This window comes from Oligoflexus sp., assembly GCF_035638955.1.
Taxonomy (GTDB): Bacteria; Bdellovibrionota_B; Oligoflexia; order Oligoflexales; family Oligoflexaceae; genus Oligoflexus.
Genome location: NZ_DASQYZ010000013.1, coordinates 149,776 through 164,180 on the forward strand (window position 1 = coordinate 149,776; position 14,405 = coordinate 164,180).

A 14,405-nucleotide genomic window follows, 5' to 3' on the forward strand; every position below is an offset into this window, starting at 1 on the left:
GCTCATGAGAGAGCTGAACAGGGCACCAGCGGCCAGGCGGGACAGGAGGTCCTGGGCCCATTTGCTGGTTTTGCGGGATTTTTTCTTTTCCATAACAACCTTTCTTGTAAGCCCGACCATTCGGGTATTTCACAAGACGATGGTAACGCGCTTTTATTGCGTTTGAAAAGTCACAAAAATTCGCTAACCAGCTATCCACTGCCTGTTTGCAGGATTGCTCCCAGGTGGTAGGTTGGGCCAAGTCTGTTAAATTTCTTGATATCTTCCTGTTCCGTCCCTTAGTGTAGGGATCGAATACTCGTCCTCAGGCGAATCATCGCCGCCTGCACAAAGGAGCTTTGCCATCATGTCTGAAGCAGTCTCGGGTCTGGAACCCGCACTACTCTGGAAGCACTTCGCCGCTATATCCTCCATCCCTCGTCCATCCAAAAGCGAGGCGGCTGTTGCCCGTTATGTCATTGAAACCGCTCAACGCACGGGCTGCAGCGTGGATCGGGACGCAGTAGGCAATCTCCTCATTCGGAAACCAGCGACTCCGGGGCGGGAAGGCGCGCCTTCCATTTGTCTCCAGGGTCACCTCGATATGGTTTGTGAAAAGAATGCGGAGACGGCTCACGACTTTAATAAAGACCCCATCCGTCTGCAGAGAGACGGTGCTCATATCAAGGCCGCAGGCACCACGCTGGGCGCTGACAACGGGATTGCCGTAGCGACAAGTCTGGCTTTGATGGAGGATGAGACGGTTCAGCATGGACCTTTGGAGTTTCTTTTAACGATTGATGAAGAGACCGGCCTGACGGGAGCCAAGCTCCTGGACCCGAATCTGATTTCATCGCGTATTCTCTTGAATCTGGACAGCGAGGAAGAGGGCGCTCTGTACGTCGGTTGCTCCGGTGGCCGTGATACCAACGGCAGCTGGAAGCTGGCCTGGGACAAAGCACCGGCGCGCAGTCTGATCGTACGTATCAGCGTCAAAGGATTGCGTGGTGGGCATTCTGGACTTGATATCGACAAGCAGCGGGGCAACGCCATTAAAATCGCGGCCCGTGCGGCTGTGCTCCTCACCGCGCGTGGAGCCCGGGTCTCAGCCTTCAACGGCGGTAATAAACGCAATGCCATACCGCGTGAAGCTGAGATCACTCTTTACCTGCCGCAGGTGCAGTGGGAGGAATCCGTCCAGCTGGTCGAACGGTTTCAGGAGGTCATTCAAGCGGAACTTCAGGCCTCGGATCCCGGAGTCAAAGTTTCGTTGGCCACCGTTAAAACGCGACGGGGTAAAGTCTGGGCGCGCGCTTTGCAAAATAAGATCCTCGCCACCGTCGCGGCTATTCCTCATGGCGTGACGAAAATGAGTGCGGATATTAAAGGCCTCGTGCAGACCTCCAGCAACCTGGGCGTGGTGCGGAGCTCCAAGAATGAAGTGGTGATCTCCAGCAGCCAGCGGAGTTCGGTGACGTCAGAGATGGCCGATATCGCCTACAGTGCGGCCGCCTGTCTGCAACTTGGCGGGGCCAAGGTCGATGTCGGTACGGGTTATCCCGGCTGGAAACCGAATCTCGATTCACCGGTTCTGAAGCTCGCCCAGGCCACGTTCAAGGATCTCTATCAACGCGATCCTGCGGTGAAAGCGATTCATGCGGGTTTGGAATGTGGGATTATTGGTGAAAAAATTCCGGGGATTGACATGGTTTCCTTTGGGCCGACCATCGCAAACGCCCATTCCCCGGACGAAAGTGTGGAAATCGCTAGTGTGGATCACTTCTATCGGTATCTTTTGCGCATGTTGGACCGGCTGTCGGTCGCATCCTGAGGCAAGGTCAGGGGCAGGTCGGCCTGCCCTCGTCCTTATTCCAGAATTTTCTTCCTGATATAAGCACCCGACGTGGTCAGGTCATTCTCAGACCAGCCGCCACGTGGATTGGCTCCTTTTTTTAGGGCTGACGCACTTTCCTCTTTGTCATTCAAAGACCAGTTGGCCCAACTGATCTTGTGTTTGTTCATGAATTCCATCCAACGATTGGTTTCTTCAAGATCGATGTTGCCGTTACCCGAGGCATCACAGACGCCAAACTCGGTCACAAAGAGAGCCAGGCCTTTGTTCAAGGCATAGGTGGCCTTATCGCGCAAATCCTGGCGGTGGGTGCCCGCATAAAAATGCAGGGTATAAGCCACGTTGCTATCACGAACGGGATTATCCGCAGCCAGGTCCACGCGCTGGGACCAGGTGGGGCTGCCAACGATCACAAGGTTTTTGGCGTTTTTGGCCCGAATGGCTTGAATGACGGTTTCGGAATAGGCTTTCACGTCCTCCCAGCTGACACTGGTCGGTTCGTTGAAGACTTCAAAGATAACATGAGGATTATTGCCGTAAAGGCGAGCCATCTCGCTAAAAAATTCCACCGCCTGCGCGGTATGCTGCGTGGCATTGTGATCGTGCCAGTCGATGATTACATAGATGCCCTGGCTGATCGCTGCTTCGACAATGGTTTTCACACGTTCTTTTTCGGCCGCGGGCTGAGATAAATACCCACCTTCTTCAACGGCCATAGCCGCGCGAATGACAGTTGATTTCCAGTCGGTTTTTAAAGTGGCCACGACGTCCTTGTTCCAAAACGCGCTCGACCATTGGCTCCAGAAAAGGCTCATGCCTTTCAATTGAATGGGCTGCTTATTCTTGTCCACAATACGGCCGTTGGCGACGGTCAGAAGCCCATGCTGCTCGACAAACGAGCCCGCGGCTGCTGGCGGCACCACCACCGGCTTGATCGAAACATCCGCTTCGTCCGGTTTCACCACCCCAACAGGGTCTGAATCGTCAACGTTGCAGATCTTGATTTCAACGGCATACCGGGGGATTTTGATGTCATGCTCCTTGGCCTTCTCATCGGGACAGGATTCATGCAGAACCTTGCCTTGGCTATCGTGATAGGTAAGCAGAATCTTATAGACACCGTAGTTGACTTGCACGGTGGCGTCTGTCACCGGTTGATCGCCCGATTTCTTATAAGTGCGTTGAATGATTTCAGAGTTAGGTTGCAAGCGTTCGAGCTTAAGATCGAATGCGGTCCAGCTGGGTTTATCCAGGTTACCGATGGCCACGTCTGAAACCTGCGAAGGTTGGCCCTCAATAGCCGGACGATCGACGCGGCAGCTCACAATTAAGACGCTGGAAAAAGCGAGGATGGGTAATAACTTAAGGACTTTCATCGATGACTCCGCAATCAGGCAACAGAAAAACTCAGCTCAGCTTCGGATGTCAGCCCCCAGGTCGGGGCTCAACGTTCTTAATGTAGCAAAGGATTTTTTCTGTGATTGATTTGGATATCGATGGTCGCCTGCCCCAAGGCTTGTGAGATCGCTCAGAATTTACAAGGTGCTGCGTGATAATACGCGCTTTCCACAGCCGGTCTGCTGAAGTTTGGCCACCTTACGCGTTGGCCTCAATTTTGCTTACTGCAAACCAACAATTTTTAGTTTTGATCTAAAAAAAATCCATAATCGGATACTCAAGTTTTTATACTCACACCGAGACTATTTCAGTTTTTTTGGAGGACGATCCCTTGTTGCGATTGTTAGGGCTTATTTTACTGAACCTCCTCATTGGATGCGCGAATGAGGAACCGGCAGCCACCAAAGTCATGAAACAGATGGAGAGCGGCAATGCCGTCAAGAAAAAGGTCCTGGTGGGTTGGAATGAACCTATCTCTTCCATCAGGCTAGGGCTCGCTCCCAACCCCAATATTGATGGGAAATCACTGGCGGAAGTTATCACCAGCCAAAAAGCAGGCCGTGACGATGGGCTTTTGTGCAGCTCCTGTCATCATAAGGATGAAGCTCAGGGTGATTATGGTGTCCCCGCGCCGAAGAATGGAGCCAGCCCTGGGCTGTTGCCAACGGATATGGTTTTGAATCGCACGTGGGTGGGACCCAACGGCTGGGCGGAGCGGTTCGTTAAAAACAGCACCAAGCCTGCCAACCTTAAGGCGGCGGTCCAGGCCTGGATGGATAACAATTATAAATAGTCAGACTCCCGTCCAACGAATAATCCAAAGATAGTAATCCTGCGACATGGGCCAGGCGAGAACCACGGGCAGAAAAAAGCCCGTGAGCGCGAGAAATGGCAGAGCATAAAGGCAAGCCACCGTTTCCAGCCGGATCTTCTGCGCCGCGATCTCCAGCATGCGGCACACGGCCAGAATTATGATCGGCAGCACCAGCAGCATATAATACAGAAAACCCTGTCTTTGCATCAGCACGAGATGGAAGGGTAGATAGCAGCAGGCAAACCAGCCCAGGATAAACGCATCCTTCAACTGCCTATGCCGGCGATAATGAACGATGAGCACAGAAAGCGCAGGCAGGACTGAAAAAATCAGCCATGGATTGATCAAACCCACCAGACCCATGGTTCCCTGATCCGGGACCTGTTTGAAGTAATACCAGATATTCCGGCTGTTCAGCAGCATGGAGAAAGCGGTGGCCCCATAAGGATGCTGCGTGAGTTTTCCGGTTGTCACAGAATTGGCCACCCACTGAAAACCGAGCCACTCCCCATAGGAAAATCCGTGCGCTGCATAGTAGAAAAACCAGAGATGATAAAGGCCGAGAGCCATGAGCCCCACCATGACCAAGGTCTGACCTCGCTTCATCCAGTGGCCGCGGCCGAGGGCAAGGACACACCAGCAAAAGCCTAGTATGGCAAAGGCAAACACCCACTTGCTGGACAGGCCTGCCGCAATCCAAACTGCGCACGCGATGCGCCAGCGCCATAGCTCCGGGTTTTGGATCAGGCGATAGCTGCTGAGCAATAAACCAATTAAGGCCGTGACCAGAAAAATATCCAGCATGGCCATCCTTGAATGCAAGAGATGCATGCTATCAAAACTCAGTAAACATAGAGCTAAAACAGCCAGTACTGAATTTTGAAAAAATCGCCAGGCCAAGAGGCCCATGAGGACAAGACTGAGACTGCCAAACACTGCGGGAAAAAACCGCCATCCCCAGGCATCAGGGCCGAAAGCTTTCATGCCCAGGCCGATTAGAAATTTGCCCAGCAGCGGATGCTCAAAATTCGGTGCGGGTGCTTTCCCTAAAAGTGGATGCGAGGCCCATAGGCCCATCCCAGGGTGATCTTTCAAACCCACCAGGACCTTAGCCGCCGGCACGTAATGCACTTCGTCAAAAATGGGTTCGGCGATTTGATCCAGATTCATCCATCGCAGGGCCAGGCCCAGGACCAGGATCATGGCAGAGAGAGCGAGAATGCCGATTCTAACGTGCGTCCTTGAATTTTCTGCGAAGTTCATAGTCCCCCAAATCGCTGCCATATTTACCATTCGTCATCACGCAAAATCCAAGTTCGGTGGGAAAATAGCCGGGATAATCCTGGACCCACACACCGCTGCGCCCATGTTTGTAACCAAAATTATGCGCCAGCTCATGGGCTATGGTGTTGACCCAGATGCCCAGTTCCTGGTCGCCTGCCGCAGCCGGATATTTCTCGGCAAACTGATTCAGATTGGTTTCGTTCAGAATAATTTCGAGCTGATGAATGCGAAAAAATTCCGGTTCCACCTGGGCCTTGTTGAGTTGCGCCAGACCCAGAATGGATCGGTCGAGCTTTTTCTTCAAGACCCGGAGTGTGACTTCTGGATTTTTATTCAACACGGTGATTTGCGAGCTCCACTGCCGACGCACTTTTTCGACATTTTCGCGGAAAGCATGACGATAGACACACTGGGCCACATCGTGATCATTGATGCGATCAAAGACCAGACGCGCTGCCTTTTCCATAATGGTCTGGGTGTTGGTCGGCCAGCTGTCCGCAGGGTCGGTGACGACGGTTACTTTATTTTCCACTGCGGTCAGGGTCACGGTCCACGCGAACATCACGAGCCCGAAAAGAATTTTCATGGTGATCTCCCGCCAAGGTTAACGTAAGCATGGATAGGGCATGACGCTCCCTAGCATAAAGCCAAGGAGCCCATAAAGCAAATGACCAGAGTTTGACCTCTGGTCATGCGGATGGATCGCGCTGTCTGCTGTCAGCCTGCGGTGGTATCACCGCCGAGCAAGGACAGGACTTCGCCCGTGATGTAACTGGAATCGAGATTGGACGCAAAGAAGACAAAGGCTGGGGCAATCTCCTCAGGTTGAGCGGGGCGACCGTACGGAGTTTTTTCACCGAAACGCGCAATTTCTTCCGGCTTGTTTTCCGCAGGATTCAGCGGTGTCCACACGGGACCAGGCGCCACGCAGTTCACTCGGATTCTTTTACTCACCAGGTTTTTCGCCAGGGATTTGGTGAAGGCGTGGATGGCCCCTTTGGTCGCCGAGTAATCCAGCAGTTCGGGGCTGCCTTCCAGGCCTGTAATCGAGCCTGTATTGATGATGGCTCCGCCTTCCGGTAATTCGGGAATGGCCGCCTTGGCCATATAAAAGTAGCCGAAGATATTGGTGCGGAAGGTGTGCTCGAATTCCTTTTCCTCCAAATCCTGAATGTCTTTAATATGCTTTTGCCGAGCCGCATTATTTACGAGGATATCGAGATGACCCCAGGTCTTGACGGTGGTCTTCACAGCATTGCGGCAGAATTCAGGATCACCGACATCACCCGGTAGGCTGATCGCGCCACGACCCAAAGCGCGAATCACTTCCATCGTTTCCTCGGCATCCTCCTGTTCCTCGGGCAGATGGACGATGGCGACATCGGCTCCTTCCTTGGCATAGAAGACGGCAACGGCTCGGCCTATACCTGAATCGCCTCCCGTAATGAGTGCGACCTTGCCTTCGAGTTTACCGGAACCGCGATATTCAAGTCCTTGATACTGAGGACGTGGATCCAGGTCCTTTTCCAGGCCTGGCTTGGGAATTCTCTTGGCGGGGAACGGCGGGGTGGGGCGTTCCATTTCCGTTTCGTTGTTGTTGTATTGCATCGGGCCCTCCTGATTAAAATGACGGATGCAGTTTTAAAATGCAGATTCCGTTCCAGCGTTGACAGCATTTCCTGCAGTTCCTACCGATCGGAAAGCTCATCGAAAAAAACTGTAGAAATTGCGGAATATTCCCAGGAGCCACCGCGCGCCACTCTTTTTACTGTGGCTGGAAGAGTCGATCCATATTTCCAATCCAGACCTTAAGGGAGTCTTGCCATGAGGAAAATTTCGGTGGTGGCTGTACTAGCCACCAGTCTCTATGCGTGTCATCAAAAAAGCGATTTGATGAATAGGAAGGACCGAGCGGCGAGTCCAGTCCCAAGCCCCAACCAGCAACCGCCTTCACCGCCTTCGACGGGGACCCCTGGACAGCCAGGTGATACGAGTTATCACCCGGTGGCGCTTACGGAATCTTTTGCCGACATGCGCTCGCGTCTGATCGCTGGCAAGGGTGATGCCGAAAAGTTGCAAAATGATCTTTTGAATCAGCGTTATGACATGAGCCAAAGGTCCGAGGCGGGGGTGACAATGTCACGTGGCAAGCCTGTCCAGACCGGGGTTCGCGCGCGTCTTGCCCCTAACATGACCTGGGATAAACTGGCTCAAATGAAACCGGAAGAGATTCGCCAGCAGAATGCTTTTCCAGGCGGCTTCATGCCGCTGCCGCATCCCCGGCATGACGAGGGTGGGCAGGTGCTGCCTCAATTTCATATCGATGAAATTCAAGCTGCCGAAGAGCGCAATCTTTTACGCTTTGATGTCGAGCACGATATTCCCGATCATTTCCTTCCGGAATTTCCCCCGCCCATCTTTCTCACCACACGTCCTGATCTGGGCGATGTTTCGCAGGGTGTTTTGCTGACCACCAAAAACTTCTTCCCCATTTTTGATGGTGTTCTCACTCCAAGACAGCTCGATGGCCTGCGTCTGCTCCTGACGCCATTTGCTCAGCAGCAATTCAATCTGACAACCGATCGACGGACCGATGAAGCGGAGCTGGGAATTTCATGCTTCGACTGTCACGCCAACGGCCACACCAATGGAGCCGTTCACCTCGATCCCGTGACCCGTCCGCAGGAAAATCGCCGACGCTTGGATGTTCCCACCCTACGCGGCCTGAATGTTCAACGGCTCTTCGGCAGTCAACGCGCGATGAAAACGGTGGAGGACTTCACCGAATTCGAACAGCTGGGTGCTTATTTCGATGGCGACCATGTCACGGTGGCCAAAAAAGGTTTCAACAAACTCGATCGGGCTCTGCAGGTGGCTCACATGGCAGAATTTCAATCCATCCTGGATTTTCCACCCGCTCCCAAACTTGATATCAACGGCAAACTCATCGCGGACCTGGCAACCCCAGCCGAGCTGCGTGGGGAGCAGCTGTTTAATAATAAGGCCGCCTGCGCGAGCTGTCATGCCGGCCCTTATTTCACCGACAACAGTATGCATGATCTGAAAGTCGAGCGTTTCTTTAACCCGCAGAAGATCAATGGCCGTTTGATGACGTCTGTGGGGCCGATCAAAACCTTCCCCCTGCGCGGCATCCGGCATTCGCCGCCCTACCTGCATGACGGTCGCCTCCTGACACTGGATGACACCGTGGAATTTTTCAATATCGTGCTCCAGTTGCGTCTGACCGAAGCTGAGAAGAAAGACCTCCTGGCCTTCCTTTACGTCCTGTAATTCCCCTCATGAAAGAGGAGGTTTCCGATGGTCCATCGAAAACCTCCCTGCAACTCATCCATCAATGGGTTCGGCTGAAGTACCGGGAGCAAAGCTCAGATCGTTCACACGATCCATGTCTTTGTCCTGCTCTGATGTCTCTCCTGCGTTGGACATATGCCGGAACCTGTCCGGCTTATGCAACACTTTCAGGATTCATACCAAACCGTAAATCCCTGATTATCCAATCACACGCCGCGAAAAGAGGCAGACGGGAGTGCAGGTCAAAAACATCACCTTGTGTCCCCTGCTGACTCCAAACCGGGACGCTCCAAAATATTCACCAGTTCCAATGCATTATGCGTCGCGCGGCCAAATTTCGTGTTGTCAAAAATAACCCACGAGGCCTGGCCGGTGGCCTTTTCTTTCTGCAGCTTTTCTGCCAGTTGCTGCAGATAGGTGTACGGATAGTCACTGGCATAAATTTCCGGCGAACCATGCAGACGCCAGTAACTGATGGGGCTGTCAAATTCGGGTTTCAAATCCGGGCAACGCTCAGGATCGGCGTGCACCTTGCCGACCTGCATATCATGCATGAGGACATGGGCCTCATGACTGGCCCAGCTACGATGCCGCGGTTCTACCACCACGGGACCCTCATAGACGCGTCGGATAGCTGTAAAAAGTGCGCGATCGGCCTCCAGATCAAATTCATGACGCGGCGCCAGCTGCACGAGCAGCACGCCGAGCTTAGGACCCAAATGCAGATAGCCATCCAGGGTGTGCAGAAGATCGGTCGTTTTCCAGTCGCGGGAATGCGTATAGTCGCGCGAGAGCTTCACCGCGAAACGAAAATCATCTGGGGTCATCGCGGCCCATTTTTCATAGGTTTTCGCGCCATGTTCCCGATAAAAGGAACTATTGATTTCAACGCCTCGAAAACGGCTCGCATAGCGTTCCAGAACCGAGCCAGCGGGCGCAAAGAAACCGACGGCGGTGCGAGGGATGCTCCAGGCGGCAGTGCCGATAAAAAAACTTTTCATGGATGCCTCTTGCATGAAGAGACAAAGGCGACTGCAAGAGACGCCATGCCTCGTAGGTTCAGGCCGGCCGGCCCCACCAAGGCTTATGCGAAAAATGTGCCTGACTTTATCCTACTGCTGGTGCAGGTCCAGTTGGGGGTGCCTCACCAAGGCAGGAGTTCGATGGGCCAGGCCTCGGGCGGATTCATCCATTTCGCGTCGATAGGTGAGGGCTGCTGATAACCTGCTGAGGGATTGAAACTCCTGAACGCGGGCCTCACGGTAACCGTCGTCACTGCCGGCTTCGGCCAGATCATTGACCTCGGAAGGGTGAAAGATAACTTCCGTATCGGCTGGCAGATGGGACAAGCGGTCGGCCAGATGCAAAGGGTTCCAAAGATCGGAGCCCATGGGATAATAAAAGGGTTTAATGTTCCATCCATGTTTTTCGTATTTGGCGCGAGCAGAAAGGGCCAGCAGGCCTAGAATGAACTTGCGAGGCTGCCAGACATTGTTATCCAAGGGAATACGAATTGTTTTGAAGTGTTTCCGAGCGACAGCATGTCGAGCCAGGCAGGTCGCCACTTTCGGAAACACATGCGTGTGATGGTGAGAGTCGAGGTATGCGGGATCGATGCCACTGGCCTGGAGTTTATGCCATTGACGTTCGAATTCCATTTCGATCAGGGCAAACTTTTTCGTGTTCGATTGAAATGGATTGAAGTGCCATTTTAAAAAATCCCCAGGACTTTTTAAGGCCGGCGTGTTGCTCAAAGAAAAGTGCAACCCGATTTCAACGCCATCAACTGCTTTCAATGCTGCGAGGTTGTCCTGGAGTGCAGGCCCATCGGCCATCGCTGAAATGCGGCGGATGATACCGGCCTGCGCCAGAGCTAAAATGCCGCGGTTGATTCCGGGTGACATCCCCCAGTCATCAGCTGTCATGCGCCAGGGCAGGGGCGTTTGTGATTCCGTCCTGGGTTTATGCCCAATAAACAGGATATCGGCAAAAAGAAACGATGAGCATTTTTCATAAAAGACTTTGAAACCCAGGCCTTCAGCCAGTTTTTGCCAGGCCTCAGGTGTTCGCAGGTGAACCTGGCTCTCATTCTCGCTTTTGGTGAATCCTGAGAAGGTCGCGATTTTTTCATAAATGCGATTCCATTGACTCTTCATGCCAGCGGCAGGATTTATTTCGCGAAAGAGCAAAACCCCGCCCGGCTCCAGAGCGTTCCAGGCGTGCCCTAAGGCCTGCAGCTGTTCATCCTCGCGAAAATAATGGAGGACATCGACCATGATAACGGCCCGGAAGGATTCCTGGATAGGGTCAAGCACGCCGGCCTGCTTGAATGTGAGGTTACCGAGACCACCCCTCAATTTATCGGCAATGGAGATTCTTTTGGTGTCGTGGTCCCAGCCTTCCACCTGCCGATTGCGATCCAGGAGCGCCACCAAAGTGGTCATGAGGCCATGCCCGCAGCCCAGGTCCAGAACCTTGCCGGCCCGGGGCAGTCTTTTTTCCATGGCAGAGTAGGGTGTCAGGATCCAGCGGAGCACCAGAAAAAAGACCAGATTTGCATGCTGGCCCCAGGCGAATCTCAGAATGCGATTCCACAGACTCAGGCGGCTCATCGAGTGTCTGGGCTGCAAACGATAAAACCCGTTCCATCGGCCCAGGGTCAAACGCGGAATGAGAAATAGGGTTTCGAAAAATTGTTTGGAAAGTTGAACGGTACTCTTTTCGTCCCGCAGGTGAAAATGAATCGGAAGTTCGACGTGACGAAAGTGATTTTGCACACAGACCAAATGGAACTCAAGATCCGCGAGAAAACCCTGGCTTTTTTGCCTGGAAAAGGCGGCATCGGCAAAACGCCTCGACATGGCTTTGATACCAGCCTGGGTATCGTCGCTGGTCAGACCCAGACATGTCCTGGCAATGATCCGGTTGAAATAAATGCCAAGACGATGGCGCTTATAGACGAGCGGCAGCAACTTCGTAGGTAAAGTGAAGGTGCTGTCAGGCGAACGGCGATTCCCAGTGACAAATTCATAACCCAACTGCAATTTCTGAATCGCCTGAATGAAAAAACTTAAATCATAGGGTAAATCGATATCCGTTAAGAAAATCCATTGGCCGGCACTGGCTTGAAATCCATGTTTGAGGGCTCGACCTTTGCCAGGTTCGGCGAGGGCCAGGATTCGGATCTGAGGTTGATTGAGGTAATGCAAGCGGAGTGGCTCGACGTAGGCCTCGGCGCCATGTCCATTCACGATGAAAATGATTTCGTAGGGTCCTGGAGAATGCGTCGCGAGGAAAGAGTCCAGACGGTGAAGGGCCAGTTCAATCTCGGTCTCACCTGCCTTGACTGGGACAAGCAGTGATATGAGTTTGGATTCACTATGCAAGAAAGTCTAGCTCCTCAGGCGGGTGAATATGTAATTTTTATACTACCCAACAAACAGAAAGATTTCGAGGGGAACTCTGGCCGCTCCCTGAGGTGAGGCGAATTGACATCAAGAGCCTCATGGCCTCCAGGCCCAGAGCGAATTCCAATTGTGGATCGAAGATTCTTTAAGCTAACCTCTAGGCTCGCAGGATCCATTCGAAGAGGCACGCGTGCAGCCACAAATTCATGAGACGATTCCAGTCGAACCAAGGACAGTCGGGACTTACCCGGGGGCGAAGATTTTCGGAGACGCGCGTGTGCGTCTGATGATGGCGCTCAGTGTGGGCATGATCAGTCTGCATTTTCTCCTATGGGCCGGCATCGTGCTGACGCGTGGTCGTTCATGGACTGAACTCCTGACGGGTTGGGACTCGGGATGGTACCTGAAAATTGTCCAGGAGGGCTATACCGGGCAGGCCTGGGCGTTCTATCCCGCCTGGCCCTTGCTGCTTAAATTCTTGAACGGCTTTGGCCTGCATCCGGTTATTTTTGGCACTTTTTTGGCGACGATACTCTATTTTGGAATTCTGGCGCTGTTTGCCTTCATGATGCGTGATGCCGAGGCCTTTGAAAAGCAGGGTCTCTTACCGACTCGCCAGATAGGTTGGTTTCTCTTGATATTTTCTCCGGCGAGTTTTGCTTTTCATTCGAATCACACCGAAAGTCTCTACCTCTGCCTTTCGCTCGCAGCATGGATCGCCTGCGTGCATGAGCGCTGGCTCCTGGCTGCCGTCGCCTGTGGCCTCGCGGCTTTAACGAAAAATCAGGGTGTGCTGCTGGCGGTGAGCTGTGCACTCTGGGTGGCCTCCATGAAGCCTTCCCTTTCTGAAAAAGTGACGCGATTTTTATGGTTCGGCCTGGTGTCAGGTAGCTTTTTCGCCTTGTTTCCTTTGTATCAATGGCTGGAAACTGGTGATCCTTTGCGATTTCTGAACGTGCAAAGCGCGTGGCATCCTGATATCAGCTGGGCGTCCTACTTCAAAGGACTGGTGATTCAGAACCCCTGGCAGGCGTTATCCATTGGAACGCTGATTCATCATGTTTTTTTTCTGGTTCTGCTGGTAGGCGGCGGGTTGCTCTGGCGTCAGAATAAATTTTTGAGCCTCTATGTTTTTCTCTTCGTTCTGATTGAACCCATGAGTGGCGAGTTGGTCGGTACCTTGCGTTATGGAACGGTGCTGGTGCCTGTTTTCTTTGCGCTTGGCAAACTGTGGCGAGGGCCATTCATGTTTCCTGCTCTGGCCCTTTGGTTGGCTCTGAATCTCGCTGTCACATGGAACTACGGGATTGGCCGCTGGGCTTACTAACTGGGAATCACCAAAAGCCCGGCTTTCTGTTCCATCATTGCCTGGTACGGGATGTGATCCAGATTCAGTCTCTTGTTCGAAAAAAACTGGTGCCGCCCCATGATCACGAGCTTCGTGCCTTGATCGATCATACGGTTGAACTCCGTATGGATATCCCCGATCGCTGCCACCTGATGATAGCGATGGAGCAGATCCTTGCCGCACGAGGTATTGTGAAAACGATAGAACAGTTCCTCATTGATCTTTTGCAACAGAGTCGTTTGCAAGGATTCCGGTGTCAGGTCGATGTCCCATGACAGACGGCCTTGGGTTCGAGTTTCGGCCATATCATTGACGGTCGCCTGGATATCCCAGGGTTGGGCTTTCAGAACATGAGAATGATAGACGGCCTCGCAGTCCAGATAACGGGCCAGGTTGAGACCGCTCTCGAGGATCTGCCAGCCTTCTCCGCCTAGACTATCGGCAATCAAAATACTGACAGGCTGATGGAAATCAATCGCCATGCGCAAAGGCAGAATAAGCACGGGAACGGGTGCATAGAAAGCCAACGAGAGGGCGGTCGACAGGCCCTTGAGGGCCCATGGCTTGGGTTGCTCCCGCATCCCACATACGATAAGACCCGCACCGACGTCCTGGGCGATCTGTGACAGGTTTTCGGCTGGATCACCCCGCTCGACGTGAACGTGGCTTTCAATGGAAGGGTCCGAGGCATGGGCGAGCGCTTGGAGCGATGCTTGTGCCCTGTCTTCGCTCCAAGGGTTGACCATCGTCGGGCCCTGGCGGGTCGCTTTGGGTAGGACATTGCCCGCGCTGGAATAGTCGATGGCTGACTCAAAGCAGTGGACCAGCTCCACCGAGGACTGCAGCTTTTTCGCCAGGGACATGGTGCTTTGCAGCAGTAAATCTTCATGGTCGTCAAGCCGCATACCCATGACGATGGGTTTTTTTTGCGCTTTCCAGATGTTCATGATCGACCTCCATGGGCGATGCAGTGCCGTCCTGATCCAGACGGCAAAGGGATGAATTGATATG

General features: G+C 53.1%; 11 protein-coding genes. 4 read left to right on the plus strand and 7 right to left on the minus strand.

Annotation, left to right across the window (positions count from 1 at the left end):
• The first annotated feature begins 346 nt into the window (after positions 1 to 346).
• A complete protein-coding gene (locus tag VE954_RS01405; protein ID WP_324948878.1) occupies positions 347 to 1,810 on the plus strand; it encodes an aminoacyl-histidine dipeptidase in 1,464 nt (487 codons plus the stop codon).
• A gap of 35 nt (positions 1,811 to 1,845) precedes the next feature.
• On the opposite strand, the gene VE954_RS01410 is transcribed toward VE954_RS01405, so the two are convergent.
• Positions 1,846 to 3,207: a glycoside hydrolase family 5 protein gene (locus tag VE954_RS01410; protein WP_324948880.1), complete on the minus strand. Its 1,362-nt coding sequence runs from the start codon at positions 3,205 to 3,207 to the stop codon at positions 1,846 to 1,848.
• A gap of 353 nt (positions 3,208 to 3,560) precedes the next feature.
• Here VE954_RS01410 and VE954_RS01415 point away from each other — a divergent pair, with 353 nt between their 5' ends.
• Positions 3,561 to 4,022 (plus strand): hypothetical protein, encoded by a 462-nt coding sequence (locus VE954_RS01415; RefSeq protein ID WP_324948882.1) that lies wholly within the window; start codon positions 3,561 to 3,563, stop codon positions 4,020 to 4,022.
• On the opposite strand, the gene VE954_RS01420 is transcribed toward VE954_RS01415, so the two are convergent.
• The 3 genes from VE954_RS01420 to VE954_RS01430 form a co-directional block, all read right to left on the minus strand.
• On the minus strand, positions 4,023 to 5,306 hold the full coding sequence (locus tag VE954_RS01420; protein WP_324948884.1) for a phospholipid carrier-dependent glycosyltransferase: 1,284 nt from the start codon (positions 5,304 to 5,306) through the stop codon (positions 4,023 to 4,025). It lies immediately after the preceding gene.
• Entirely contained in the window at positions 5,272 to 5,913 is a 642-nt protein-coding gene (locus tag VE954_RS01425) for a hypothetical protein (RefSeq protein WP_324948886.1), read from the minus strand. The genes VE954_RS01420 and VE954_RS01425 overlap by 35 nt, the downstream gene beginning before the upstream one ends.
• 131 nt (positions 5,914 to 6,044) lie before the next feature.
• Positions 6,045 to 6,935, minus strand: coding sequence for an SDR family oxidoreductase (locus VE954_RS01430; RefSeq protein ID WP_324948887.1), 891 nt, complete (start codon positions 6,933 to 6,935; stop codon positions 6,045 to 6,047).
• Positions 6,936 to 7,151: 216 nt separating this feature from the next.
• On the opposite strand from VE954_RS01430, the gene VE954_RS01435 reads away from it, so the two are divergent.
• Positions 7,152 to 8,618: a hypothetical protein gene (locus VE954_RS01435; protein WP_324948889.1), complete on the plus strand. Its 1,467-nt coding sequence runs from the start codon at positions 7,152 to 7,154 to the stop codon at positions 8,616 to 8,618.
• A 272-nt stretch (positions 8,619 to 8,890) separates the two neighbouring features.
• On the opposite strand, the gene VE954_RS01440 is transcribed toward VE954_RS01435, so the two are convergent.
• Positions 8,891 to 9,640 carry a DUF72 domain-containing protein gene (locus VE954_RS01440; protein ID WP_324948891.1) on the minus strand — a complete coding sequence of 250 codons (750 nt, stop codon included), beginning with the start codon at positions 9,638 to 9,640 and terminating at the stop codon, positions 8,891 to 8,893.
• A gap of 111 nt (positions 9,641 to 9,751) precedes the next feature.
• Positions 9,752 to 12,025 carry a ChbG/HpnK family deacetylase gene (locus VE954_RS01445; protein WP_324948893.1) on the minus strand — a complete coding sequence of 758 codons (2,274 nt, stop codon included), beginning with the start codon at positions 12,023 to 12,025 and terminating at the stop codon, positions 9,752 to 9,754.
• Positions 12,026 to 12,236: 211 nt separating this feature from the next.
• On the opposite strand from VE954_RS01445, the gene VE954_RS01450 reads away from it, so the two are divergent.
• On the plus strand, positions 12,237 to 13,373 hold the full coding sequence (locus tag VE954_RS01450) for a hypothetical protein (protein ID WP_324948895.1): 1,137 nt from the start codon (positions 12,237 to 12,239) through the stop codon (positions 13,371 to 13,373).
• On the opposite strand, the gene VE954_RS01455 is transcribed toward VE954_RS01450, so the two are convergent.
• Positions 13,370 to 14,341, minus strand: a complete 972-nt coding sequence (locus VE954_RS01455; protein WP_324948897.1) for a universal stress protein — start codon at positions 14,339 to 14,341, stop codon at positions 13,370 to 13,372. The two genes, VE954_RS01450 and VE954_RS01455, sit on opposite strands and share 4 nt — an antisense overlap.
• Positions 14,342 to 14,405: the final 64 nt, after the last annotated feature.